This window comes from Streptomyces sp. NBC_00557, assembly GCF_036345995.1.
GTDB lineage: Bacteria > Actinomycetota > Actinomycetes > Streptomycetales > Streptomycetaceae > Streptomyces.
Genome location: NZ_CP107796.1, coordinates 5,174,849 through 5,201,029, shown reverse-complemented (window position 1 = coordinate 5,201,029; position 26,181 = coordinate 5,174,849). Strand labels below are relative to the sequence as shown.

21 protein-coding genes are annotated in these 26,181 nt (G+C 71.5%); 14 read left to right on the top strand and 7 right to left on the bottom strand.

Annotation, left to right across the window (positions count from 1 at the left end):
- Positions 1-2: 2 nt before the first annotated feature.
- Positions 3-1,463, bottom strand: a complete 1,461-nt coding sequence (locus tag OG956_RS22705; protein WP_330339823.1) for a sodium:solute symporter — start codon at positions 1,461-1,463, stop codon at positions 3-5.
- Between the two features lie 191 nt (positions 1,464-1,654).
- Here OG956_RS22705 and OG956_RS22700 point away from each other — a divergent pair, with 191 nt between their 5' ends.
- Together OG956_RS22700 and OG956_RS22695 are read left to right on the top strand one after the other, a co-directional pair.
- Positions 1,655-3,358: a PucR family transcriptional regulator gene (locus tag OG956_RS22700; protein WP_330339822.1), complete on the top strand. Its 1,704-nt coding sequence runs from the start codon at positions 1,655-1,657 to the stop codon at positions 3,356-3,358.
- Between the two features lie 73 nt (positions 3,359-3,431).
- On the top strand, positions 3,432-4,220 hold the full coding sequence (locus OG956_RS22695; RefSeq protein WP_330339821.1) for a phosphatase: 789 nt from the start codon (positions 3,432-3,434) through the stop codon (positions 4,218-4,220).
- Between the two features lie 79 nt (positions 4,221-4,299).
- Here the strand turns inward: OG956_RS22695 and OG956_RS22690 are convergent, their stop codons facing one another.
- From OG956_RS22690 to OG956_RS22675, 4 genes are all read right to left on the bottom strand, one after another.
- The gene (locus tag OG956_RS22690) at positions 4,300-4,749 is read right to left on the bottom strand and encodes a hypothetical protein (protein ID WP_330339820.1); all 450 of its coding nucleotides are present in this window, start codon (positions 4,747-4,749) and stop codon (positions 4,300-4,302) included.
- Positions 4,750-5,009: 260 nt separating this feature from the next.
- Positions 5,010-5,879, bottom strand: coding sequence for an acyl-CoA thioesterase (locus OG956_RS22685; protein WP_330339819.1), 870 nt, complete (start codon positions 5,877-5,879; stop codon positions 5,010-5,012).
- 47 nt (positions 5,880-5,926) lie between these two features.
- Positions 5,927-7,084 carry an acyl-CoA dehydrogenase family protein gene (locus OG956_RS22680; RefSeq protein WP_330339818.1) on the bottom strand — a complete coding sequence of 386 codons (1,158 nt, stop codon included), beginning with the start codon at positions 7,082-7,084 and terminating at the stop codon, positions 5,927-5,929.
- A gap of 130 nt (positions 7,085-7,214) precedes the next feature.
- Positions 7,215-7,814, bottom strand: a complete 600-nt coding sequence (locus tag OG956_RS22675; RefSeq protein ID WP_330339817.1) for an SACE_7040 family transcriptional regulator — start codon at positions 7,812-7,814, stop codon at positions 7,215-7,217.
- A gap of 107 nt (positions 7,815-7,921) precedes the next feature.
- Between OG956_RS22675 and OG956_RS22670 the strand changes: the two genes are divergently transcribed.
- From OG956_RS22670 to OG956_RS22655, 4 genes are read left to right on the top strand one after another with little or no spacing between them, the layout of a single operon-like run.
- A complete protein-coding gene (locus tag OG956_RS22670; RefSeq protein WP_330339816.1) occupies positions 7,922-9,538 on the top strand; it encodes a carboxyl transferase domain-containing protein in 1,617 nt (538 codons plus the stop codon).
- An 11-nt stretch (positions 9,539-9,549) separates the two neighbouring features.
- Positions 9,550-11,466, top strand: a complete 1,917-nt coding sequence (locus OG956_RS22665) for an acetyl/propionyl/methylcrotonyl-CoA carboxylase subunit alpha (RefSeq protein WP_330339815.1) — start codon at positions 9,550-9,552, stop codon at positions 11,464-11,466.
- Positions 11,467-11,483: 17 nt separating this feature from the next.
- Complete coding sequence (locus tag OG956_RS22660; RefSeq protein WP_330342920.1) at positions 11,484-12,422, top strand: hydroxymethylglutaryl-CoA lyase; 939 nt, start codon at positions 11,484-11,486, stop codon at positions 12,420-12,422.
- Between the two features lie 5 nt (positions 12,423-12,427).
- Positions 12,428-13,588, top strand: coding sequence for an acyl-CoA dehydrogenase family protein (locus tag OG956_RS22655; protein WP_330339814.1), 1,161 nt, complete (start codon positions 12,428-12,430; stop codon positions 13,586-13,588).
- A 253-nt stretch (positions 13,589-13,841) separates the two neighbouring features.
- Here the strand turns inward: OG956_RS22655 and OG956_RS22650 are convergent, their stop codons facing one another.
- Positions 13,842-14,993, bottom strand: coding sequence for a class 1 isoprenoid biosynthesis enzyme (locus OG956_RS22650; protein WP_330339813.1), 1,152 nt, complete (start codon positions 14,991-14,993; stop codon positions 13,842-13,844).
- Between the two features lie 257 nt (positions 14,994-15,250).
- Here OG956_RS22650 and OG956_RS22645 point away from each other — a divergent pair, with 257 nt between their 5' ends.
- The 7 genes from OG956_RS22645 (at position 15,251) to OG956_RS22615 (ending at position 23,431) form a co-directional block, all read left to right on the top strand.
- Positions 15,251-16,297: an ABC transporter substrate-binding protein gene (locus OG956_RS22645; protein WP_330339812.1), complete on the top strand. Its 1,047-nt coding sequence runs from the start codon at positions 15,251-15,253 to the stop codon at positions 16,295-16,297.
- 35 nt (positions 16,298-16,332) lie between these two features.
- The gene (locus tag OG956_RS22640; protein ID WP_330339811.1) at positions 16,333-17,190 is read left to right on the top strand and encodes a siderophore-interacting protein; all 858 of its coding nucleotides are present in this window, start codon (positions 16,333-16,335) and stop codon (positions 17,188-17,190) included.
- Between the two features lie 141 nt (positions 17,191-17,331).
- Positions 17,332-18,774 carry a pyridoxal phosphate-dependent decarboxylase family protein gene (locus tag OG956_RS22635; protein ID WP_330339810.1) on the top strand — a complete coding sequence of 481 codons (1,443 nt, stop codon included), beginning with the start codon at positions 17,332-17,334 and terminating at the stop codon, positions 18,772-18,774.
- Positions 18,758-20,035: a lysine N(6)-hydroxylase/L-ornithine N(5)-oxygenase family protein gene (locus OG956_RS22630; RefSeq protein ID WP_330339809.1), complete on the top strand. Its 1,278-nt coding sequence runs from the start codon at positions 18,758-18,760 to the stop codon at positions 20,033-20,035. Before OG956_RS22635 ends, OG956_RS22630 begins: the two co-directional genes overlap by 17 nt.
- Positions 20,032-20,577, top strand: a complete 546-nt coding sequence (locus tag OG956_RS22625; protein WP_330339808.1) for a GNAT family N-acetyltransferase — start codon at positions 20,032-20,034, stop codon at positions 20,575-20,577. The genes OG956_RS22630 and OG956_RS22625 overlap by 4 nt, the downstream gene beginning before the upstream one ends.
- A complete protein-coding gene (locus OG956_RS22620) occupies positions 20,574-22,343 on the top strand; it encodes an IucA/IucC family protein (RefSeq protein ID WP_330339807.1) in 1,770 nt (589 codons plus the stop codon). The genes OG956_RS22625 and OG956_RS22620 overlap by 4 nt, the downstream gene beginning before the upstream one ends.
- 389 nt (positions 22,344-22,732) lie before the next feature.
- Entirely contained in the window at positions 22,733-23,431 is a 699-nt protein-coding gene (locus OG956_RS22615; protein ID WP_330339806.1) for a transglycosylase SLT domain-containing protein, read from the top strand.
- A 183-nt stretch (positions 23,432-23,614) separates the two neighbouring features.
- Here OG956_RS22615 and OG956_RS22610 read toward each other — a convergent pair whose 3' ends face one another.
- A complete protein-coding gene (locus OG956_RS22610) occupies positions 23,615-25,159 on the bottom strand; it encodes a beta-N-acetylhexosaminidase (RefSeq protein ID WP_330342919.1) in 1,545 nt (514 codons plus the stop codon).
- Between the two features lie 123 nt (positions 25,160-25,282).
- Between OG956_RS22610 and OG956_RS22605 the strand changes: the two genes are divergently transcribed.
- Positions 25,283-26,158, top strand: coding sequence for a DUF4429 domain-containing protein (locus OG956_RS22605; protein WP_330339805.1), 876 nt, complete (start codon positions 25,283-25,285; stop codon positions 26,156-26,158).
- Positions 26,159-26,181 lie beyond the last annotated feature (23 nt).

Here is a 26,181-nt window from a genome sequence, read left to right as displayed (position 1 = left end):
CTCTACTGGTGAGCCGGGACCGGTTCGGACCCGAGTTCGGGGTTCCGGCCGGCGAGCCGTTCGCGCCAGGCGGCGAGGACCGTCTCGTCGGTGGGCCTGGTCGCCAGGGAGACGGCGACGTAGGCGGCGAGGGAGGCGAGCAGGCCGTAGTAGACGGGCTCGTTGGCGAGGATGCCGTACCCCGCCATCAGGCCGATCACGGCGAGGCCGCCGACGATCACGGCGGCCAGTGCGCCCTGGACGGTGCCGCGCTTCCACAGCAGGCCGCCGAGGATGGGCACGAGCAGGCCGCCGACGAGGAGGTTGTACGCCACGGTCAGCGCCTCGACCACGTTGTTCAGGGCGATCGCCGTGCCGATCACCGCCACGCCCATGATCAGGATGAAGGCGCGGTTGCCGCCGACCTCGTCGTGGCCCTCGCCGGACCGCCTGGTGAGGCCCCGCAGCCGCGACCAGATGTCGTTGTTGGCGACGGTGGCGCAGGCGATCAGCGCGCCGGAGGAGGTCGACATCACCGCGGCGAGGGCGGCGGCCAGCACCAGGCCCCGCACACCGATGGGGAGTTCGTTCTTGACGATGGTGGCGAAGGCGTCGTCGGGGCTGCCGAGCCCCGGGTACATGACCTTGGCGGCGGTGCCGATGACGGCGCCGGCGAGGGCGTAGGCCAGGCAGTAGGTGCCGGCGACGGTGCCCCCGTACCGGGCGGTCCTGTCGCTGCGGGCGGTGAACACGCGCTGCCAGATGTCCTGGCCGATCAGCATGCCGAAGGTGTAGATCAGGACGTAGGTGAAGATGGTCTCGCCGCCGATGCCCAGCGGGTCGAAGTACGAGGTCGGCAGCTTGGCCCGCATCCCGGAGAAGCCGCCCGCCTTGACGACCGCGATCGGCAGGAGCAGCAGCAGGACGCCGATGGTCTTCACCACGAACTGGACCATGTCGGTCAGGGTGACGGACCACATGCCGCCGAGGGTGGAGTAGGCGACGACGATCGAGCCGCCGAGGACGATCGCGAGGGTCCGGTTCATGTCGAACAGGACGTCGAAGATCGTGGCGTAGGCGATGGTCGAGGTGACGGCCAGCATGAGGGTGTACGCCCACATGACCACGCCGGAGATGACGCCGGCCCGGCCGCCGTAGCGCAGGTCGAGCATCTCGGAGACGGTGTAGACCTTCAGGCGGGCGATGCGGGCCGAGAAGAACACCGACAGGGCCAGCAGGCCGAGGCCGATGGTGACGACCATCCAGGCGCCGGACAGGCCGTACTGGTAGCCGAGGCCCACGCCGCCGATGGTGGACGCGCCGCCGAGGACGATCGCCGCCATGGTGCCGGAGTACATGGCCGGGCCCAGGCGGCGGCCCGCCACCAGGAAGTCGCTCTTGGACCGGGCGCGGCGCATGCCCCACCAGCCCATGGCCAGCATGCCGGCGAGATAGACGACGATCACTGTGTAGTCGACGGCCATGGCGGCCCTCCTTCGCGCACATTCCGGTGGCGTGTCGTGCAGGTGCAATGGGGACGGGCCGGCAGCAGATCGCGGGGACATCCGCCCGTACCCGCGGCTGCCGGTCTGACTTGACACTAGGTGGCCGGAAAGCGACTGCGAAGTGTACGTTTCATCCATACGAACGGGGCTGGATGGAGGGTCCGCACACCATGCCGGAAACAACCGCCCCCACCGCCCCGGCGGTTCCGCCGACCCCGCCGGTCCCGCTGTCGGCGCTGCTGGCCCGGGAGGACCTGGCCCTGCGCCAGATCGCGGGTCCGGAGGACCAGGGGACCGTGATCCACTGGGCGCACACCTCGGAGATGGCCGACCCGTACCCGTATCTGCTGGGCGGCGAGCTGCTGCTCACGGCCGGGGTGCACATCCCTCAGGCGGCGGGTTCCGATGGGGACTACTTCGACGGCTACGTCTCCCGGATCGTCGAGGCGGGCGGCGCGGCCCTCGGCTTCGGCCTGGCGCCGGTCCACGACACGGTCCCGCCGGGGCTGGTGGCCGCGTGCGAGCGCCACGGGCTGCCCCTGCTGGAGGTCCCGCCCCGGACCACCTTCTCCGGCGTGGCCCGCGCGGTGTGGCAGCTGATGGCCCAGGCCCGCCTGGCCGAACTCCGCCGGGTCACCCAGGCCCAGCAGAGCCTCGCCGCGGCCGCCGCCCGCCCCGATCCGGTGCCGTCGGTGCTGCGCCGGCTGGCCCGGCACCTGTCCGGGCACGCGGTGCTCTACGGCCCGGACGGCACGCCCCTCGCCACGGCCGGCCGGACCCCGGCCGAGGAGACCGCCACGGCCCTGGCCGCCCTGGCGGCGGTGGTACGGCCGGCGGACGCCCCTGCGGCACCGGCGGGTCCGGGAAACGGCCCAGCCGCCCCGGCACGCCCCACCGGCGACACCGCGGCACCGGCACGCCCCACCAGCGGCCAGGCAGCACAGACCCGTCCCACCGGCGGCGGCCCGGCGTCCGCGGCGGACCGGGCGTCGTCGGGCGGCGCGGCGACCGGTGCGGGCGGGGGCGCCCGTCCCGCCGCCGCCCATCCCGCCGCCGCGCGTCCCGCCCCCACCTCCGCCACCGACACGCTCGGCGACACCCATCTCTCCGTGTACGCGCTCGGCTCCGGTGAGGGATTCGTCCTCGGGGTGGCCACCGCGCACCGTGAGCCCGGCGACCACACCATCGCCTCGGTCGCCTCCGTCCTGCTGTCGCTGCTGACCGGCGAGCACCACAGCGGCGCGGGCGCCGTCCGCTCCTCCGCCCTGGTACGGCTGCTGCTGGGGTCCCCGCCCGAGGAGGTCGCCCCGCTGCTCGGCGCCGGGCAGTGGTTCGTCGTGCACGCCCGGCCGGAGGCCCAGCGGCCCGACGCGGTCGCCGCCTCCGCGCTCGGGGCCGCGCTGGGGTCGCCGCTGGTCGACCTCGGCCGGGACGTCGTACGGGTGCTGGTGCCCGGCGGGCGGCCGCCGCAGCCGCAGGCCGGGTGGACGCTCGGGGTCAGCGCGGCCGTGGAGCCGCGGGAGTGGCCGGCCGCCGACGCGCAGGCGGCTCGCGCCCTGGCCCGGGCCCGCGCCACCCGCGCCCCGCTGGTCCGGCACGGGACCCGGCCGGGCCTGGCGGACCTGGTGCCGCCGGCGGACGCCGAGGCGCACGCCCGCGCGCTGCTCGCCCCGCTCGCCGGCCGCCCCGAACTGACCGAGACCCTGCGCAACTGGCTGGCTCTGCACGGCAGCTGGGACCGTACGGCGGTGGCGCTGGAGGTGCACCGCAACACCGTGCGGCAGCGCATCGCCCGTTGCGCCGCCCTGTTGGACGCCGACCTGGACGACCCGGACGTGCGCATGGAGCTGTGGTTCGCGCTGCGGCAGGGCTGACCAGGGACGTGAGTCACGTCCCAGCGGGCGGTATGCCGAGGACGGCCGTGCCGCGCTGCCCCACAATGGAGGCATGCCGATACCCGGGACACCCAGCCGCGCCCAGCTCGTCGACCACCTGGTGAGGACCCGTATCGCGGGGGACGTCGCCACGCCCCGCGAGAACAACCTCTCCCACTACCGTCAGCTCGCCAACGGCGTCCGGGGCTTCTGGCTCGGCCTGGAGCTGGGCGACCGCTGGACGGACGAGCAGGACGTGCTCGCGGTGATGGCCGAGCGGGTCGGCGTCAACGACGACCCCGAGTACCGGTACGGGCAGGACACCATCGACCCGGAACTGACCGTGGACGCGCTGGAGCGGATGGCGGCGCGGCTGCGCAAGGCGGCCGAGGACCGGCAGCGGGTGCTGTTCGCGACCGGTCACCCGGGCGGGCTGCTGGACGTGCACCGGGCCACGGCCGCCGCGCTCCGCGCCGCCGGCTGCGAGATCGTGGTCATCCCGGACGGGCTGCAGACGGACGAGGGGTATGTCATGCAGTTCGCGGACGTGGCGGTGCTGGAGCACGGGGCGACGCTGTGGCACACCCACTCCGGGGAGCCGATGCGGGCCGTGCTGGAGGGACTTGGGCGCGAGGGGCGCCCGCTGCCGGACCTGGTCGTCGCGGACCACGGCTGGGCCGGGTATGCCGGACAGCACGGCCTGGACGCGGTCGGCTACGCCGACTGCAACGACCCGGCGCTGTTCCTCGCCGAGTCCGAGGGCACCGTCCAGGTCGTGGTCCCGCTCGACGACCATGTGGTCAGCCCCCGGCACTACGACCCGATGACGGCGTATCTGCTGGCGGAGGCGGGCCTTTCCTGACCCTCCGCCCCGCGACTGGGGCACGGCACTGTGCGGCCCCGCGTACAGGGCCGCACAGTGTGGCGCGATCGGCACCGGTTCAGCTGCTGCTACCGCTTCTGCTGGAGTTGCTCGAGCTGCTGCTCTGGTTGTTCCCGGAGCTGCTGCTCTGGTTGTTGCCGGAGCTGCTGCTCCTGTTGCTGCTGCTGGAGTTGTTGTTGTTGTTCGAAGTGCCGTTGTTCCAGCGGCCGTTGTTCCAGTTGCCGTTGTTCCAGCCGTTGTTCCAGCCGTTGTTCCAGTAGCCGCTGCGGCCGTGATGGCGCCCGTGGTGGTGGCGGTGGTGGTGGCCACCCCAGCCCCAGCCGCAGCCGCAGCCCCAACCCCAGCCGCCGCCCCAGCCACCCCAGCTGCCACCGTGCCGGCCGTGGTAGCTGACGTTGTGCGCGGGGGCCGCCGAGGCGGTGCCCGCCGTACCGATCGCGGCTCCGCCGGCCAGCAGGAGGCCCGCGGTGGACATCACGACATAACGCTTCACGCGCTGTGCTCGCATGGGAAAGTACCCTTCTGTCTCCATCATCTGCCGCTACTCCACGAGGAGTTCGCGGGCGGATGGCCGGCGCCGTGCGTACTTGAAGGGACAGGCACGGCGCGCTCTTGAGGTGTGACCGCAGAGGATTCACTGGACGGATGTCGCCGCCGACGTCTGCCGTCCCCGGAAATCCGGGAACCGTCGGACGGTCACACCGTGTACTGCGGCCGTCACTCATAGAGATTAGTTCGGTACTCCGCACTCGGCATCTCGACAGCGGCTCAGCCCCGTGGCACCCGGACGACGCCCTCCTGGATGACGGTGATGGCGAGCCGCCCGTCCTGCGTGTAGATGCGGGCCTGCCCCAGACCGCGGCCACCGTGCGCGGACGGCGACTCCTGGTCGTACAGCAGCCATTCGTCGGCGCGGAAGGGCCGGTGGAACCACATCGCGTGGTCCAGCGAGGCGCCCACGACGTCGCCGACCGCCCAGCCACCGCGCCCGTGCGCGAGCAGCACGGAGTCGAGCAGGGTCATGTCGGAGACGTAGGTGGCGAGGACGACGTGCAGCAAGGGGTCGTCGTCCAGCTTGCCGGCGGTGCGGAACCACACCTGTGAGTGCGGCTCGCGCGGCTCGCCGAACCGCCCGTACGGCGGCTCGTCCACGTATCTGAGGTCGATCGCCTCGCGCGCCTCCAGGAACCGCTCGACGACCTCGGGGGCGAGGTGGTCGTACCCGCGCAGCCGCTCCTGCGAGGTGGGCAGGGTCGCCGGGTCGGGGGACGGCGGCATGGGCGCCTGGTGGTCGAGGCCTTCCTCGTACCGCTGGAAGGACGCCGAGAGATGGAAGATCGGCTTTCCGTGCTGGACGGCGACCACGCGGCGGGTGGTGAAGGACCGGCCGTCGCGGATGCGGTCGACGGAGTAGACGATCGGCGCGCCGGGGTCGCCGGGGCGCAGGAAGTAGGCGTGCAGCGAGTGCGCGGGCCGGTCGGCGGGGACCGTGCGCCCGGCCGCGACCAGCGCCTGCGCCGCGACCTGTCCGCCGAAGACGCGGGGTACGACGGCGGAGCGGGACCGGCCGCGGAAGATGTTCTCCTCGATCTGCTCGAGGTCGAGCAGATCGAGGAGATCCTGGAGTGCCTGGCTCATGGCATCTAGTTGTACAGGCCAGTGATGACGGCGATGACAGGGCTGTCTTACAGGCCCATGTCCTTGGCGATGATCGTCTTCATGATCTCGCTGGTGCCGCCGTAGATGCGGTTGACGCGGTTGTCCGCGTACAGGCGGGCGATCGGGTACTCGTTCATGTAGCCGTAGCCGCCGTGGAGCTGGAGGCAGCGGTCGATCACGCGGTGGGCGACCTCGGTGCAGAACAGCTTGGCGGAGGCGGCCTCGGCGGGGGTCAGCTCGCCGGCGTCCAGGGCCTCGGTCGCGCGGTCGGCGACGGCCTCGGCGGCGTCCACCTCGGCCTGGCAGGCGGCCAGCTCGAACTTGGTGTTCTGGAAGTGCGCGACCGGCTTGCCGAAGACGGTGCGCTCCTGGACGTACTGCTTGGCGAACCGGACGGCGGCCTTGGCCTGCGCGTAGGCGCCGAAGGCGATGCCCCAGCGCTCGGAGGCCAGGTTGTGGCCGAGGTAGTAGAAGCCCTTGTTCTCCTCGCCGAGCAGGTCCTCGACCGGGACCTTGACGTCGACGAACGCCAGCTCGGCGGTGTCGGAGGTGCGCAGGCCCAGCTTGTCCAGCTTGCGGCCGACGGAGTAGCCCTCGGACTTGGTGTCCACGGCGAACAGGGAGATGCCGTGGCGGCGGTCCTCGGCGGTCGGCGCGGAGGTGCGCGCGCACACGATCACGCGGTCGGCGTGGACGCCGCCGGTGATGAAGGTCTTGGCGCCGTTGAGGACGTAGTGCGTGCCGTCCTCGCTGAGCTTGGCGGTGGTCTTCATGCCCGCGAGGTCGGAACCGGTGCCCGGCTCCGTCATCGCGATGGCCCACATCTCCTCGCCGGTGACGAACTTCGGCAGGTAGCGCTTCTTCTGCTCGTCGGTGGCGAGCATCTTGATGTACGGCAGGGCGAGCAGGACGTGCACGCCGGAGCCGCCGAAGCTGACGCCCGCGCGGGCGGTCTCCTCGTAGATGACGGCCTCGAACTTGTGGGTCTCCAGGCCCGCGCCGCCGAACTCCTCCGGCACGCTGATGCCGAAGATGCCCAGCTCACCGAGCTTGTAGTAGAAGTCGCGCGGCGCCTGGCCGGCGGCGAACCACTCGTCGTACACGGGTACGACCTCGGCCTCGATGAAGGCGCGAAGGGTCTCCCGGAACGCCTCGTGATCCTCGTTGAACACCGTACGGCGCACGCCGCCCACCTCCAGCTACCTGTCTAAGCGCTTGCTCAGACCTGAAGATACCGGCGAGTACGCAGCCGCGTCCAGAGACGAAGGTCACTCCGACGGAGGGGCGACGCGTGTCACAGCGAAGGGGCCGCGGTCACCGCTCCCCCGCCGCCGTGAAAGCCCCCCGCGCCATCCGGTGCAGCAGCGCCGCCGTGGCCCCGCGGCCCGGGAGGGTGCCCGCGCGGCCCAGGTGGGGGGTGGAGTTCAGCAGGCCGAAGACCGAGTGGACGGCCGAGCGGGCCGACTGCTCGGTGAGCGCCGGGTAGACCTCGCGGACCACCTCCACCCACAGCTCGACGTACTGCCGCTGGAGCTGGCGGACCAGCTTGCGGTCGCTGTCGCGCAGGCGGTCCAGCTCGCGGTCGTGCAGGGTGATGAGGGGACGGTCGTCCAGGGCGAAGTCGATGTGGCCCTCGATCAGGGAGTCCAGGACCGCGGAGGCGCCGGCCTGGCCGTCCGCCTCCGCCAGACGGCGCTTGGCGCCCGTCAGCAGCTGACCGCTGATGCCCACCAGCAGCTCGGCGAGCATCGCGTCCTTGCCCGGGAAGTGCCGGTACAGACCGGGGCCGCTGATGCCCACCGCCGCGCCTATCTCGTCCACGCCGACGCCGTGGAAGCCGCGCTCGGCGAAGAGCCGGGCGGCCTCCTTGAGGATCTGCTGGCGACGGGTGGGGGCGTCGGTTCTGGTGACCATGCGGCCAATTCTAGACAGCGAGGTTAGCGGTCGTTAACCTGAAGGAGGTGGTTAACGCTCATTAACAGCGGATCACGGGTTCGATCACCAGGTGAGGGGACCGCAGGATGCACGAGGCACCGGAGCTTCACAGCGCGGCAGATCCCGCGTCGGAGGCCTGGCGGGCCAATGAACAGGCGCATCTCGCGCTCGTGGAGGAGCTGCGCGGCAAACTGGCCGCGGCGGCCCTCGGCGGCGGCGAGAAGGCGCGCGCCCGGCACACCGCGCGCGGCAAGCTGCTGCCGCGGGACAGGGTGGACACACTGCTCGACCCGGGCTCGCCGTTCCTGGAGCTGGCCCCGCTGGCGGCCGACGGGATGTACGACGGGCAGGCCCCGGCCGCCGGCGTGATCGCCGGGATCGGCCGGGTCAGCGGACGCGAGTGCGTGATCGTGGCGAACGACGCGACCGTCAAGGGCGGCACGTACTACCCGATGACGGTGAAGAAGCACCTGCGCGCGCAGGAGGTCGCCCTCGACAACCGCCTGCCCTGCGTCTATCTCGTGGACTCCGGCGGCGCCTTCCTGCCGATGCAGGACGAGGTCTTCCCGGACCGGGACCACTTCGGGCGGATCTTCTACAACCAGGCCCGGATGTCCGGCGCCGGCATCCCCCAGATCGCCGCCGTCCTCGGGTCGTGCACGGCGGGCGGCGCGTATGTGCCCGCGATGAGCGACGAGGCCGTGATCGTGCGCAACCAGGGCACGATCTTCCTCGGCGGCCCGCCGCTGGTGAAGGCCGCCACCGGCGAGGTCGTCACGGCGGAGGAGCTGGGCGGCGGCGAGGTCCACTCGCGCGTGTCCGGCGTCACCGACCACCTCGCCGAGGACGACGCGCACGCCCTCAGGATCGTCCGGAACATCGTCGCCACCCTCCCGGCCCGGCAGTCCCCGCCCTGGGAGGTCCAGCCGTCGGTCGAACCCAAGGTCGACCCCTACGGGCTGTACGGCGCGGTCCCGGTGGACTCCCGCACCCCCTACGACGTCCGCGAGATCATCGCCCGCATCACCGACGGCTCCCGCTTCGCCGAGTTCAAGAGCGAGTTCGGGCAGACCCTGGTCACCGGCTTCGCGCGCGTCCACGGCCACCCGGTGGGGATCGTCGCCAACAACGGCATCCTCTTCTCCGAGTCCGCCCAGAAGGGCGCCCACTTCATCGAGCTGTGCGACCAGCGCGGCATCCCGCTGGTGTTCCTGCAGAACATCTCCGGGTTCATGGTCGGCAGGGACTACGAGGCGGGCGGCATCGCCAAGCACGGCGCCAAGATGGTGACGGCCGTGGCGTGCACGCGCGTGCCGAAGCTGACGGTGGTGGTCGGCGGGTCGTACGGCGCGGGCAACTACTCGATGTGCGGCCGGGCCTACTCCCCCCGCTTCCTGTGGATGTGGCCCAACGCCAAGATCTCGGTCATGGGCGGCGAGCAGGCCGCGTCCGTGCTGGCGACCGTCAAGCGCGACCAGATGGAGGCGCGCGGCGAGCAGTGGCCCGCCGAGGACGAGGAGGCCTTCAAGGCGCCCATCCGCGCGCAGTACGAGCGCCAGGGCAACGCCTACTACGCCACCGCCCGGCTCTGGGACGACGGCGTGATCGACCCGCTGGAGACCCGTCAGGTGCTGGGCCTCGCCCTGACGGCCTGCGCCAACGCGCCTCTGGGAGACCCCCAGTTCGGCGTCTTCCGGATGTGAGGAGGGGAACCGTGTTCGACACAGTGCTGGTCGCCAACCGGGGCGAGATCGCCGTACGCGTCATCCGTACGCTCCGCTCGCTGGGCGTGCGCTCGGTGGCGGTCTTCTCCGACGCCGACGCCGACGCGCGGCACGTCCGGGAGGCCGACACGGCGGTGCGGATCGGCCCGGCGCCGGCCGCCGAGAGCTATCTGTCGGTGGAGCGGCTGCTTCAGGCCGCCGCCCGCACCGGCGCGCAGGCCGTCCACCCCGGCTACGGCTTCCTCGCCGAGAACGCCGCCTTCGCGCGGGCCTGCGAGGAGGCGGGGCTGGTGTTCATCGGCCCGCCGGCGGACGCGATCGCGCTCATGGGCGACAAGATCCGCGCCAAGGAGACCGTGAAGGCGGCCGGGGTGCCGGTCGTGCCCGGCGGACGGGATCCCGAACTGGTCGAGGCCGCCCGCGAGCTGGGCGCGCCCGTGCTGCTGAAGCCGTCCGCCGGCGGTGGCGGCAAGGGCATGCGGCTGGTGCGGGACATGAGCCTGCTGGAGGAGGAGATCGCCGCAGCCCGCCGCGAGGCCCGCGCCTCCTTCGGCGACGACACGCTGCTGGTGGAGCGGTGGGTCGACCGCCCCCGGCACATCGAGATCCAGGTGCTGGCCGACGGCCACGGCAACGTGGTCCACCTCGGCGAGCGCGAGTGCTCCCTCCAGCGGCGGCACCAGAAGATCATCGAGGAGGCGCCCAGCGTCCTGCTGGACGAGGCCACGCGCGCGTCGATGGGCGAGGCGGCGGTGCAGGCGGCCCGCAGCTGCGGGTACCGGGGCGCGGGCACGGTGGAGTTCATCGTGCCGGGCGGCGACCCGTCCTCGTACTACTTCATGGAGATGAACACCCGCCTCCAGGTGGAGCACCCGGTCACCGAACTCGTCACGGGGCTGGACCTGGTGGAGTGGCAGCTCAGGGTGGCGGCCGGGGAGAAGCTGGCCTTCACGCAGGACGACGTGACGCTGACCGGGCACGCGGTCGAGGCCCGGATCTGCGCCGAGGACCCCACGCGCGGCTTCCTCCCCACGGGCGGCACGGTCCTGCTGCTGCGCGAGCCGCAGGGCGACGGCGTGCGCACCGACTCCGGGCTCAGCGAGGGCACCGAGGTGGGCAGCCTGTACGACCCGATGCTGTCCAAGGTGATCGCCTACGGCCCCGACCGCGCGACGGCGCTCAGAAAGCTCCGGGCGGCGCTGGCGGAGACGGTCACACTCGGCGTGCAGACCAACGCGGGCTTCCTGCGCCGGCTGCTGGCGCACCCGGCGGTCGTCGAGGGCGACTTGGACACCGGGCTGGTGGAGCGGGTGGTGGACGAGCTGGTCACCACGGACGTGCCGGAGGAGGTGTACGAGGCGGCGGCGGCCCTGCGGCTGGAGCAGCTCAGGCCGCGCACGGACGGCTGGGTCGACCCCTTCTCGGTGCCGAGCGGCTGGCGGCTCGGCGGCACCCCGAAGCCGCCCGCCTTCCACCTGCGGGTGCAGGACCCGGTGACGTACACCCCGCGCGGCGCGCACACCGTCACCGGCGACCGGGTGACGGTCACCCTCGACGGCGTCCGGCACACCTTCCACCGGGCCGGTGACTGGCTCGGCCGCGACGGTGACGCCTGGCAGGTGCGGGACCACGACCCGGTGGCCGCGTCCCTGAGCCGGTCCGCGCACGCGGGCGCCGACTCCCTCACCGCGCCCATGCCCGGCACGGTGACCGTGGTGAAGGTGGCCGTCGGCGACGAGGTGACGGCCGGCCAGAGCCTGCTGGTGGTGGAGGCGATGAAGATGGAGCACGTCATCTCCGCCCCGCACGCCGGCACGGTCGCCGAGCTGGACGTCGCCCCGGGCACGACGGTCGCCATGGACCAGGTGCTGGCCGTGATCACACCGCACGAGGAGGTGGCTCGGTGAGCGCCGAGGCACTGCCCATGGTCGTACCGGCCTCCGGCCTGCCCGCGCGGGTGCGGATCCACGAGGTCGGCGCGCGCGACGGGCTGCAGAACGAGCAGCGGACCGTGCCGACCGAGATCAAGGCGGAGTTCATCCGCCGGCTCGCGGACGCGGGCCTGACGACCATCGAGGCGACGAGCTTCGTGCACCCCAGGTGGGTGCCCCAACTGGCCGACGCGGAGCAGCTGCTGCCCCAGGTCCGCGACCTCGAAGGGGTGGCGCTCCCGGTGCTGGTGCCCAACCTGCGCGGCCTGGAGCGGGCCCTGGCGCTCGGCGCCGACCGGATCGCCGTGTTCGCCAGCGCCACCGAGTCCTTCGCCAAGGCCAACCTCAACCGCACGCTGGACGAGTCGCTGGCCGTGTTCGAGCCGGTGGTGCGGCAGGCGAAGGACCAGGGCGTGCATGTGCGCGGCTATGTGTCGATGTGCTTCGGCGACCCCTGGGAGGGCCCGGTCCCGCTGCACCAGGTGGCCCGTGTCTGCACGGCGCTGCGCGACATGGGCTGCGACGAGCTGAGCCTCGGCGACACCATCGGCGTGGCCACCCCCGGCCATGTGCTCGAACTGCTGAACCTCCTGAACGAGAAGGGCGTGCCGACCAACGTGATCGGCGTGCACTTCCACGACACCTACGGCCAGGCGCTCGCCAACACCCTGGCCGCCCTCCAGCACGGCGTCACCACCGTGGACGCCTCCGCCGGAGGCCTCGGCGGCTGCCCGTACGCGAAGTCCGCCACCGGCAACCTCGCCACCGAGGACCTCGTCTGGATGCTGCACGGCCTGGGCATCGAGACCGGGGTCGACCTCGGCCGTCTCACCGCCACCAGCGTGTGGATGGCCGCCCATCTGGACCGGCCCAGCCCGTCCCGAACCGTCCGCGCACTCGGTAGAACGACACAGCCCCACAAGGACCAGTGATCAGCATGGACCACCGTCTCAGCCCCGAGCTGGAGGAACTCCGCCGTACGGTCGCGGAGTTCGCGCACGATGTCGTGGCGCCGAAGATCGGCGACTTCTACGAGCGGCACGAGTTCCCGTACGAGATCGTCCGCGAGATGGGCCGCATGGGCCTGTTCGGGCTGCCGTTCCCCGAGGAGTACGGCGGCATGGGCGGCGACTATCTGGCGCTCGGCATCGCCCTGGAGGAACTGGCGCGGGTCGACTCGTCGGTGGCGATCACCCTGGAGGCGGGCGTCTCGCTCGGCGCCATGCCGATCCACCTCTTCGGCACCGAGGAGCAGAAGCGCCGGTGGCTGCCCAGGCTGTGCGCGGGCGAGATCCTCGGCGCGTTCGGCCTGACGGAGCCGGACGGCGGCAGCGACGCGGGCGCCACGCGTACGACGGCCCGGCTGGACCCGGACACGAACGAGTGGGTGATCAACGGCACCAAGTGCTTCATCACCAACTCCGGCACGGACATCACCGGCCTGGTGACGGTCACGGCGGTCACCGGCCGCAAGCCGGACGGCAAGCCGCTGATCTCGGCGATCATCGTCCCGTCCGGCACCCCGGGCTTCACGGTCGCCGCGCCGTACTCGAAGGTCGGCTGGAACGCCTCCGACACCCGCGAGCTGTCCTTCCAGGACGTCCGGGTCCCGGCGGCCAACCTGCTCGGCGAGGAGGGCCGCGGCTACGCCCAGTTCCTGCGCATCCTCGACGAGGGCCGGATCGCCATCGCGGCCCTCGCCACCGGCCTCGCGCAGGGCTGTGTGGACGAGTCGGTGAAGTACGCCAAGGAGCGGCACGCCTTCGGCCGCCCCATCGGCGCCAACCAGGCCATCCAGTTCAAGATCGCCGACATGGAGATGAAGGCCCACACCGCCCGCCTGGCCTGGCGGGACGCGGCCAGCCGGCTGGTCGCGGGCGAGCCGTTCAAGAAGGAGGCGGCGCTGGCCAAGCTGTACTCCTCCACGGTCGCCGTGGACAACGCCCGCGACGCCACGCAGATCCACGGCGGCTACGGCTTCATGAACGAGTACCCGGTGGCCCGCATGTGGCGCGACTCCAAGATCCTCGAGATCGGCGAGGGCACCAGCGAGGTCCAGCGGATGCTCATCGCACGCGAACTGGGCCTGGTGAGCTAGGGGGTTTCGTTTGGATCAGCCCGGGTCCGCGACGCCCGGCACGGCACCTCGCCGCGTTGTCGGACCACCCGAGTACGCCCAGTACGCGGGTGATCCTCCGCCGCCCTGTGGGCGGCGGAGGCCGGGGCGTCGGCACGTGCGAGTTCCGTCTCCGGGGCGCTCAACACCATGTGCAGGGCGGAGAGTTGAGCCATGTAGCGGGCCATCGGCAGGGTGCCGGCGCGCAGCCGGGCCGAGGCGGTGACCGGCGCCGTCATGCCCCGCTCCGCCCCCGCAGGGTGTCGTGGAGGCGGTCGATGAGGTGGCCCTTGCGGTCGATGGTGAGATCGAAGTAGGCGGCGCTGTCCGCCGAGCGGCACACGCGGCGCACGGCCTCCTTCGCGGCCCGTTTGCGTTCGGCCGCCTCGGCGGACAGGGCGAGCAGCCTCCGGTCGAGGCCCGGATGGCCGAGAACGTACGACCGCAGCCGCTCGCCGGTCAGCTCCTCGGGGTCCGGCGGGGGCGCGCCGTCAGGGGAGTCGAGGAGTTCCAGGACGACGCGGTTGCCCAGCCCGTCGCAGTCCTCGTGGGTGCGCGCGCCGGCGAACTCCGGCACGAAGTCGGTCACGTCGTTGAACAGCTGGCTGGCGAGGCCGAGTTGCCGCATGGCCTCGTTCAGCGTGCCGCGCTCGTCCGCGACCACCCGCAGGGCCGCGAGGGCCGCGTCGAGCGGCATCCGGAAGAGGGTGCCGGTCTTCAGCGCGGCCATCGCCTCCCAGAAGGAGACCCGCTCCGGGTGCGGCGCCCGGGCCAGTTCGGCGCGGGTGCCGGGCGCACGGGTGGCGATGTCGACGGCCTGCCCCTGGAAGCCGTCGGCCACCGAGGCGAGCAGGCTGTCGACGACGGCGGGGTCGGCCGCGTGCGCCAGAGCGGCCGCGACCAGCCAGGATCCGGTGTTGACGGCGAGCGGCACGCCGTGGGTGATGTGCAGCGCGGGTTCGCCGTAGCGGACGGTGCTGCCGTCCTGCACGTCGTCGAGCGCGACCGCGGCCTTCAGCAGGACGCGGACGGCGACGGCGGCCCTGCGCACGGCGGCGAACGCGTCGTCCTGGGCGTCCCCGGGGGCCGGCCCGTCGAAGCCGCGGTAGTTGCGGTAGGCCCAGTAGACCATCGAGGGCCGCAGCGCGCGGCCGCCCCCGGGGGCTCCGGGAGCGGGGCGCAGCGCCTCCTGCCCCGCCTTGGAGCCGACGGCGTCGGCGACCGGTGCGTGCAGGGCCCGCCGGAGCGCGGCGCCGTACACGGAACCCGGCGCGCCCGACGGCTCCTTCGCCGGCGTCGCGAGGAACCGGTCGAGGTCCGCCTCCAGGAGTGCGGCGTCCGCGCGGACCACCGCCTCCACGTCCCGACCGACCGTCGTGGTCGTCATGCCCGTCCCGTCCCTCTCCGTCCGCAGCCCACAGCAGCCAGGTAGCGACACAAAGTAGCGGCAGGTGATCGGAACGGCCATGCGGGTGAAGGAGGTTGAGGGCCGGACGACAGAAGACGACCGGAATCGGCCGCCTGGACCAAACGGACGAACCGTGCGGCTCGCGCCCACCCCCCTGGACGACAACTGAGGTTAGGCTAACCTACCTTCGAATCCGTCCGGCGGGCGCTCCGCCCCGTTCGAAAGCAGTCGCACCCATGCCCCACGCCCGTGCCACCCACCTGAATCGCCGCGGCCTCCTCGCCGCCGGCGGCGCCCTCGGACTCGGCGCCGCGCTCGCCGCCTGCGGAGACGACAAGGGCAAGGGCGGTGGCTCCGGAAACGGGACGAAGGGCTCCGCGTCCGGCCCCTGGTCCTTCAAGGACGACCGCGGTACGACGGTGAAGCTCGACAAGGTCCCGGCGGACATCGTCGCCTTCACCGGCGTCGGCGCCGCCCTCTACGACTACGGCATCCAGGTCAAGGGCGTCTTCGGGCCGACGCGGACGAAGGACGGCGAGCCCGACGTCCAGGCCGGCGACATGGACATCAGCAAGGTGACGGTCCTCGGCAACGCCTGGGGCCAGTTCAACATCGAGAAGTACGCCTCGCTCGCGCCCGACGTGCTCATCACGACGATGTTCGACGACGCCGGCACCCTGTGGTACGTCCCCGAGGAGTCCGGGAAGAAGATCGCCCAACTGGCCCCCAGCGTCGGCATCTCCGTCTACGACCGGCAGCTCACCCAGCCGCTGCAGCGCATGTGGGACCTCGCCGCGTCGCTCGGCGCGGACATGAAGGCCGCGAAGGTCACCGACGCGAAGAAGCGGTTCGAGGCCGCCGCCGCCCGGCTGCGGGCCGCCGCCAAGGCCAGGCCCGGCATCAAGGTGTTGGCCGGATCCGCCAGCGACCAGCTCTTCTACGTCTCCGGCACGAACCTCTCCGTCGACCTGGAGTACTTCAAGGCCCTCGGCGTGGACTTCGTCGAGCCGCCGGAGAGCGCCAAGAAGCAGGGCGGCGGCTGGTACGAGCCACTGAGCTGGGAGAACGTCGACAAGTACCGCGCCGACATCATCATGATGGACGACCGGTCGTCGGCCATCCAGCCGGCCGACATCACCAAGCCCACGTGGAAGAAGCTGCCTGCCGTGAAGGCGGGGCAGGTCATCGCCCGGTCTCCGGAGCCGATCCTGTCGTACGACAAGTGCGTGCCGCTGCTGACGAGTCTGGCCGAGGCCCTGGAGAAGGCGAAGAAGGTCAGCTAGGCGCCCCCAAGCCCCCCATCGCATCAGGAGCTCCCATGACGACGGCCGTAGCCGCTCCGTTCCGTTTCTTCTCTCTGCGCGTCGCGCGGACCCGGCGGCTGGGGCCGTCGCTCGTCCGGGTCACCTTCGGCGGGGACGATCTGCACGCCTTCGACTCGCTCGGGCGCGACCAGTCCCTCTCCCTGTTCCTGCCGCATCCGGGCCAGCCGGAGCCTGTCGTGCCCCTTGACCTGGGATGGGGGTCCCCCCGTTCGAGCGAAGCCGAGAATGGGGGAGGCTGGTGGCAGGCGTGGCGTGAACTGCCCGACGGCGTACGGGCGGTGATGCGTTCGTACACGCTCCGGTCCTTCCGGCGCGACCCCGGCGAGCTCGACATCGACTTCGTCCTGCACACCCCCGCGGGCCCCGCCTCCCGCTGGGCCTCCCGCGCCACCCCCGGCGACCGGGTGCTGCTGCTCGGGCCGGTGATCGCCGACAACCGCGCCGTCCGGTTCCGTCCGCCCGAGGACGCCGACCTCGTCGTGCTGTGGGGCGACGAGAGCGCCGTACCGGCCGCGACCGCGAGCCTGGAGTCCCTTCCGGCCGGTGTCCGGGTCCGGGCCTTTCTGGAGGTGCCGCACGCCGGTGACATCCAGGACGTGCGCACGGAGGCGGACGCGGAGATCACATGGCTCGTACGGCACGACGGCGCCCCCACGGCCGTCGACGCCGTGCGGGCCGCACGGCTCCCCGCCGCCGAGCGGCCGTACGTGTGGATCGCCGGGGAGTCGGGGCGGGTGAAGGCGCTGCGGCGGCACTTCGTCCAGGAGCGCGGGGTGGACCGGCGGCGCGTCACCTTCGTCGGGTACTGGCGCCGGGGAATGACCGAGGAGCAGGTGCGCGCGGCGGAGTGACCCCGCCCGCCGGGCAACTCCCCTGTGCGTGACCCCGGGCACGGCAGAAGCATGTCTTGATCCAAGAAAGTTAGGTTAGGCTAACCTAAATTGAAGCGGCTCCCATTCCCCGCACGGACCGTCCCCTCGGAGGACCCCCACATGCGCTCGCACCTGCTCAATGGACTCACCACGGAGCACTACCGCAGCTCCGTGACCGAAGGAGTCGAGCGGGTGGCGGCCCAACTCGCCGCCGCCGACCGTCCGTTCACCGGCGTCACCGTCGAGGCCCTCGCCCCCCGGCTCGACGCCGTCGACCTCGACCGCCCGCTCGGCGACACCACCGCCGCCCTGGACGAACTGCAGGACGTCTACCTCCGCGACGCCGTCTACTTCCACCACCCCCGCTACCTCGCCCACCTCAACTGCCCCGTCGTCATCCCGGCGGTGCTCGGCGAGGCCGTGCTCTCCGCCGTCAACTCCTCCCTCGACACCTGGGACCAGTCGGCCGGCGGCACCCTCATCGAGCGCAAGCTCATCGACTGGACGGCCGCCCGGATCGGCCTCGGGCCCGCCGCCGACGGCGTGTTCACCTCCGGCGGCAGCCAGTCCAACCTCCAGGCACTCCTGCTGGCGCGCGAGGAGTCCAAGACCGACTCCCTGGCGAAACTGCGCGTCTTCGCCTCCGAAGCCGCCCACTTCAGCGTCAGGAAGTCCGCGAAACTGCTCGGCCTGAGCGCCGAGTCCGTGGTGTCCATCCCCGTCGACCACGACAAGCGCATGCACACCGTCGCCCTCGCCCGCGAGCTGGAACGCTGCCGGCGCGACGGGCTGATCCCCATGGCGGTCGTCGCCACCGCCGGCACCACCGACTTCGGCTCCATCGACCCGCTCCCGGAGATCGCCGGGCTGTGCGCCCAGTACGGCGTGTGGCTGCACGTCGACGCCGCCTACGGCTGCGGGCTGCTCGCCTCCCCCACCCGGCGCCACCTCCTGGCCGGCATCGAACGCGCCGACTCGGTCACCGTCGACTACCACAAGTCCTTCTTCCAGCCGGTGAGTTCCTCGGCCGTGCTGGTGCGCGACGCGGCCACCCTGCGGCACGCCACCTACCACGCGGAGTACCTCAACCCGCGCCGCACGGTGCGCGAACGCATCCCCAACCAGGTCGACAAGTCCCTGCAGACCACCCGCCGCTTCGACGCCCTCAAACTGTGGCTCACCCTGCGGGTCATGGGCGCCGACGGCGTCGGGCGGCTCTTCGACGAGGTCTGCGACCTTGCGCAGCAGGGCTGGCGGATGCTCGCCGCCGACCCCCGGTACGACGTCGTCGTGGCGCCCGCCCTGTCCACCCTGGTCTTCCGCTGCATCCCGGCGGCCGTCACCGATCCGGCCGAGATCGACCGCGCCAACCTCCACGCCCGCAAGGCCCTGTTCGCCTCCGGCGCCGCCGTGGTCGCGGGCACCGAGGTCGGCGGCCGCCAGTACCTGAAGTTCACCCTGCTCAACCCCGAGACGACACCGGCCGACATCGCCGCCGTCCTCGATCTGATCGCCGGCCACGCCGAGCAGTACCTGGGAGACTCCCTTGACCGCGCGTCCTGAAGCCCCCTACCCCGCCTACGACTTCGTGGGGATCGGGCTCGGCCCCTTCAACCTCGGCCTCGCCTGCCTCACCGAACCGATCGCCGCACTGAACGGCGTCTTCCTGGAGTCCAAGCCGGACTTCGAGTGGCACGCCGGAATGTTCCTCGACGGCGCCCACCTGCAGACGCCGTTCATGTCGGACCTGGTCACCCTGGCCGACCCGACCTCGCCGTACTCCTTCCTCAACTACCTGAAGGAGAAGGGGCGGCTGTACTCGTTCTACATCCGCGAGAACTTCTACCCGCTGCGGGTCGAGTACGACGACTACTGCCGCTGGGCCGCGGGCAAGCTCGGCAGCGTCCGCTTCGGCACGACGGTCACCGAGGTGACGTACGAGGCCGGGCTGTACGCGGTGCGCACCCAGGACGGTGAGACGTTCCGCGCCCGCCACCTGGTGCTGGGCACGGGCACGACCCCGCACCTCCCCGAGGCCTGCCAGGGCCTGGCCGGCGACTTCCTCCACACCTCGCAGTACATGCACCGCAAGGCCGAGCTGCAGGCGAAGAAGTCCATCACGATCGTCGGCAGCGGGCAGAGCGCGGCCGAGATCTACCACGAGCTGCTGTCCGGGATCGACGTCCACGGCTACCGGCTCGACTGGGTCACCCGCTCCCCGCGATTCTTCCCCCTCGAGTACACCAAGCTCACCCTGGAGATGACCTCCCCGGACTACATCGACTACTTCCACGCCCTGCCCGAGGAGACCCGCTACCGGCTGGAGAGGGAACAGAAGGGCCTGTTCAAGGGCATCAACTCGGAGCTGATCGACGCGATCTTCGACCTGCTCTACCAGAAGAACCTCACCGGTCCCCTGCGTACCCGGCTGCTCACCAACTCCACGCTGCACACCGCCACTTACGCGGACGGCGGCTACACCCTGGGCTTCCACCAGGACGAGCAGGGCAAGGACTTCGAGATCCGGACCGAGGGCCTGCTGCTGGCCACCGGCTACCGCTACGAGCCCCCGGCCTTCCTCGCCCCGATCCGCGACCGCCTGCGCTTCGACGGCCACGGCCGCTTCGACGTCGCCCGCAACTACGCCATCGACGTCACCGGCCGCGGCGTCTTCCTCCAGAACGCCGGCGTGCACACCCACAGCATCACCAGCCCCGACCTGGGCATGGGCGCCTACCGCAACGCGTACATCATCCGCGAGCTGCTCGGCACCGAGTACTACCCGGTCGAGAAGACGATCGCCTTCCAGGACTTCGCCGTATGACCAGCACACACCTGCCCTTCACCTTCCGCCCCGTCGACCCGTCCGAGGACGCCGGGCTCCTGCACTCCTGGGTCACCCACCCCAAGGCCGTCTTCTGGATGATGCAGGGCGCCACGCCGGAGGACGTCGAGCGGGCCTACCGGGAGATCGCGGCGGACGAGCACCATCACGCGCTGCTGGGGCTGCGCGACGGGGAGCCGGCGTTCCTGATGGAGAGGTACGACCCGGCGCACCGCGAGCTGGCCGGACTGTACGAGCCGCGGCCGGGCGATGTCGGGATGCACTTCCTCACCCCGGCGACGGACACCCCCGTCCACGGCTTCACCAGGTCCGTGATCACCGCGGTGCTGGCCCACCTCTTCGAGGATCCGGCGACCCGGCGGGTCGTGGTGGAGCCGGATGTGCGCAACACGGCCGTGCACGCGCTGAACGAGGCCGTCGGGTTCGTGCCGGAGCGGGAGATCGTGACGCCGGAGAAGCGGGCCCTGCTGAGCTTCTGCACGCGGGAGCGGTTCCTCGCCACGACGGGGGTGGCGGTATGAGCCTCGCCGACGCCGTGGCCCATCTGTCCCCCGAGCGCTGGGCGACCGCCAACCGGCTGCTGATACGCAAGGCGCTCGCGGAGTTCGCGCACGAGCGCCTGATCACACCCGAGAAGACCGGCGAGGGGTACGTCGTGCGCAGCGACGACGGGCTCACGTCCTACCGCTTCTCCGCCGTACGCCGCGCCCTCGACCACTGGCAGGTCGACGCCGGCTCGATCACCCGGCACCGCGACGGCGCCGGCCTCCCCCTGTCCGCCCTGGACTTCTTCATCGAGCTGAAGGAGTCGCTGGGCCTGGGCGACGAGATCCTGCCGGTCTACCTGGAGGAGATCTCCTCCACCCTCTCCGGCACCTGCTACAAGCTCACCAAGCCCCGCGTCACCTCCGCGGAGCTGGCGGGCAGCGGCTTCCAGGCCGTCGAGGCGGCGATGACCGAGGGCCACCCCTGCTTCGTGGCGAACAACGGGCGGCTCGGGTTCGGCGTCCACGAGTACCTGTCGTACGCCCCGGAGACCGCGAGCCCCGTCCGGCTGGTGTGGCTGGCCGCACACCGTTCGCGAGCCGTGTTCACGGCGGGGGAAGGGATCGAGTACGCGTCCTTCCTGCGGGCGGAGCTGGGCGAGGAGACCCTGGCCCGCTTCCGGGCCGCCCTCACCGGCCAGGGCCTGGACCCCGCCGACTACCTCCTCGTCCCGGTCCACCCCTGGCAGTGGTGGAACAAGCTCTCCGTCACCTTCGCCGCCGAGGTGGCCCGGCGGAACCTGGTCTGCCTCGGCGAGGGCGAGGACGCGTATCTGGCCCAGCAGTCCATCCGGACCTTCTTCAACGCCTCCCACCCCGGGAAGCACTATGTGAAGACGGCCCTGTCCGTGCTCAACATGGGGTTCATGCGGGGCCTGTCCGCCGCGTACATGGAGGCCACCCCGGCCATCAACGACTGGCTGGCCCGGCTGATCGAGAACGACCCGGTGCTGAAGGCCACGGGCCTGACGGTCCTCCGGGAACGGGCGGCCGTCGGCTACCGGCATCCGGAGTACGAGCGGGCCACCGACCGGTACTCGCCGTACCGCAAGATGCTGGCCGCGCTGTGGCGGGAGAGCCCGGTGCCGGGCCTTCAGGACGGCGAGTCCCTCGCCACCATGGCCTCGCTGCTGCACGTGGACCACACCGGCGCCTCCTTCACGGGCGCCCTGATCGAGCGGTCCGGGCTCACCCCGGCCGCCTGGCTGCGGCGGTACCTGCGGGCGTACTACACGCCCCTGCTGCACAGCTTCTACGCCTACGACCTGGTGTTCATGCCGCACGGCGAGAACGTGATCCTGGTGCTGAAGGACGGCGCCGTGCAGCGCGCGATCTACAAGGACATCGCCGAGGAGATCGCGGTGATGGACCCGGACGCGGCGCTGCCGCCCGAGGTGCGGCGGATCCGGGTGGACGTCCCGGAGGACAAGAAGCTCCTGTCGGTCTTCACCGACGTCTTCGACTGCTTCTTCCGCTTCCTGTCCGCGCAGCTCGCCGCCGAGGGGATCATGGAGGAGGAGGCCTTCTGGCGCACGGTCGCGCAGGTCACCCGCGAGTACCAGGACGCGAACCCCGCACTGGCCGACCGGTTCCGCCAGTACGACATCTTCGCCCCGGAGTTCGCCCTGTCCTGCCTGAACCGCCTCCAGCTGCGCGACAACCGGCAGATGGTGGACCTCGCCGACCCCTCGGGCGCGCTCCAGCTCGTCGGCACCCTGAAGAACCCGATCGCCGGTCTCTGACGGCTCACGAACGGCCGGGCACCCCGGGAAACGACCCGGGATGCCCGGCCCATAAATCCTCAATGCCCGATTTGACCCGCTCTGCCGTAAAGTCGCGCTATATCCTCATTAAAGGCATTGAGCGGTTTAACCTGCGACACGTGACTCAATTCACTTACGAGGCTTCCTAGGATCGCGGGCGTCCCCCGAATTTCCAGCTCTCCGGCGAAACCTGGCGCCGCCGCGCCGGACGGCAACTAGCCCGCTTAGTAAAAGAGGCAATTGCCGAAACTTATTCCCGCCGGTTAAGAATGTCCCCGCCGCAGCGCACCGCTAAACCAAATGCAGTGTGGTTTGCCGAAGGGAACCGGCAACTGCGGGTGATCCAATTCTCCGAAAAGGACCGCTCCATGCCTCGTCACGCCCGCAAGCGCTCATTCCGGACGCGCCGGCTCCTCGCCGGCGGCGCCGCCACCGTCGGCACGTTCGTCCTGGGCTTCACGGCGACCGTGGGCACCGCCCACGCCGCCACCGCTCCCGCCTCCGCGACCAGCTACACCGTCCGGGCCGGCGACCACCTCGCGTCCATCGCCCGCACCCTGCACGTGCCGGGCGGCTGGCCGGCCATCGCGTCGGCCAACCACCTCGCCAGCCCCTACACCCTGCACCCGGGCCAGGTCCTCACCCTGCCCGCCGGGTCGGCCGCCCCGGCCAAGCCCGCGCCCGCCGCCAAGAAGTCCACCACCGGCAAGACCTCCGCCACGAAGTCCACCACCGGCAAGACCTACGCCAACAACCTGGACGGCTGGATCAAGCAGTCCCTGGCGATCATGGCGCAGCACAAGATCCCGGGCACCTACAACGGCATCTACCGCAACATCATGCGCGAGTCCTCCGGCAACCCGAAGGCCATCAACCTCTGGGACTCCAACGCCGCGAAGGGCACCCCGTCCAAGGGCCTGCTCCAGGTGATCCAGCCGACGTTCGACGCGTACCACGTGCCGGGCACGTCGACGGACATCTACGACCCGGTCGCCAACATCACGGCCGCGTGCAACTACGCGTACCACCGCTACGGTTCGATCGACAACGTCTACAGCGCCTACTGATCGACAAATGTCCACGGCGCCTTCTGACAGCGCCTTTCCGGACGGCCCGACAGGTAATTCGATCGGCAGCGCATCTGTCTCCGAATTGCATGGGCAAAAATGATCTGGGTTCATAACCCGGCTGTTCACGCACCGGCGCCCGGGCCGCTCCACTCAGCGGTCCGGGCGCCGGTGCTCTGTCGCTCAGCTCTTCGGCCAGGGGACCTGGGGCGAGCGGTAGTAGCCGATGCCGAGGGCGTCCCAGCGCGGGGCCTGGGCGGCCAGACGGGCCTTGTAGGCGTTCCAGTCGTGGGTGGACGCCGGGGACCAGGCCAGTTCGGCCGCGCCCGGGAGCCGGGGGAACGCCATGTACTCGATGTCCGCCGAGGTCTTCAGGGTCTCCGACCACAGGGGGGCCTCCACGCCCCGGACGGACGACGCCGGGGCACCCGGCAGATAGGCGCCGGGATTCCAGTCGTAGGAGCGCTGGACCTCGACGTAACCGGCCCAATCGGTGCCGAGTTTGGTACCGCTGGTGTACTTCATGTCGAGGTAGAGGCGGTCGGCCGGGGACAGGATCAGCCCGGTGCCGTTCTGGGCCGCCTGGGCGACCTGGGCCTTCTCGGCGGCGCTGGTGCCGTCCACGCCCCAGTACTGGGCGAGGGCCCCCTTGGCCGGGTGGGCGCCGGTGATCTGGTGCCAGCCGATGACCGTCTTGCCGTACTCGGCGACGATCGGCTGCACCCGGTCCATGAACTTCACGTAGTCGGTGTGGCTGGTGGAGTGCGCCTCGTCGCCCCCGATGTGCAGATAGCGGCCGGGGGTGATCGCGGCCAGCTCCCGGATCACGTCGTCCGCGAAGTCGTAGGTGACCTGCTTCGGCACGCACAGCGAACTGAAGCCGACCTGGGTCCCGGTGTACAGCGGGGGCGCCACGCCGTCGCAGTTGAGTTCGGCGTAGGAGGCGAGGGCCGCGTTGGTGTGGCCGGGCATGTCGATCTCGGGGACGACCTCCAGGTAGCGGGAGGCCGCGTAGTCGACGATCTCCCGGTACTGGGCCTTGGTGTAGTAGCCGCCCTTGCCGCCGCCGACCTCGGTGGAGCCGCCGTGGGTGGCCAGGCGGGGCCAGGAGTCGATGGCGATGCGCCAGCCCTGGTCGTCGCTGAGGTGCAGGTGCAGCTCGTTGATCTTGTACAGGGCCAGCTGGTCGATGTAGCGCTTGACCTGGGCGACGGTGAAGAAGTGCCGGGAGACGTCGAGCATGGCGCCCCGGTAGGAGTAGCGGGGGCGGTCCTCGATGGTGCCGCCGGCGACCAGCCAGGGTCCGGGCTGCACGGTCTTCTTCTCGACGGCGGCCGGGAGCAGCTGACGGAGGGTCTGCACTCCGTGGAAGAGGCCGGCCGGGGCGGACGCGGTGATGGTGACGCCGGCCGGGCCGCTGTGCAGCCGGTAGCCCTCGGCGCCGAAGTCGCCCTGCGCGAGGTGGAGCTGGATGCCCCGGGCACCGCCGCCGGTGGCGACCGGCAGCCGGTAGCCGGTGGAGGGCCGCAGGATGCCGGCGAGATAGGCGCCGATCCGGCGGACCTCGGCGGAGTCGTCGACGCGGACGCCGGTCGCCCAGGTGACGCGGTACGGCGCACCGCCGGACTGGACCGAGGCGGGCGCCGGGATCACCCGGCCCAGCGGGGTGGGGGCGGCGGCCTCGGCGGCGGGCGCGGAGCCGAGGGTGAAGACCCCGGCCGCCGCCATGAGCAGCAGTGCACCGAGGATGCGGGGGGTTCGGGGAGTCGTGCTGTGGTCGCGTCTCACATGCGCTCCCTTCGGGATGTGGTCGAGACCACTCTCCCGCAGTTCCGGTGAAACAATGACCCCATGGCGGAAATCATCCAGAAGGACGGCACGTGGGCCTTCGACGGCGACGCCCTGCGGATCACCCCCGGCCGGGACAAGAGCGTGAGCCTGTTCCGCCGGGAGCTGGGTGAACTCGTCGTCCCGCTGGGCGCGTTGGCCGGTGTCTCCTTCGAGCAGGGGCGCAGGTCCGGGCGGCTGAGGCTGCGGCTGCGCGACGGCGCCGATCCCCTGACGCAGGCGACCGGCGGCCGGCTCGCCGAGCCGAACGATCCGTACCGGCTGACGGTGGAGTCCGACCGGTACGGCGTGGCCGAGTACTTCGCGGAGGAGGTGCGCAACGCGCTGCTGCTGGACGGGGTTTGCCCGGACCCGGTCGCGGAGTACCTGCTGCCCTCCCCGCCGCTGCCGGTGTCCGCCTCCGCCGGGGACGGCACGGCGAGCTTCGACGGGGAGCGGGTGCGGCTGGAGTGGAACTGGAAGACGGAGGACGCGAAGGCCGCCACCGGTCCGCGGACCATCCCGCTCGCGGACGTCACCGGCGTGGAGTGGCAGCCGGCCTCCGGGCTGGAGAACGGTCATCTGCGCTTCCTGGTGCGCGGCGCGCCGGCGTCGGCGCCGGCCAAGTACGACCCGAACGCGGTCGAGCTGTGGGGGTTCAAGAAGGATCCGCTGATGGCGCTGGTGGCCGCCGCCGTGCAGGCGCGGCTGCCGCATCCGGCGGCGGAGGCGGCCGTACGGGAGGAGCCGCCGAGGCTCGCCACGGTGCCGGAGCCCGCCGGGGACGACCACGACGTCCTGCTGCGCCGCCTGCGCGAGCTGGGCGGGCTGCACCGCGACGGTGTGCTGACCGACGAGGAGTTCGCGCTGGCCAAGCAGGCGGTCCTCAAACGCCTGTGACAGCGCGGGTGAGGACCGCCCGG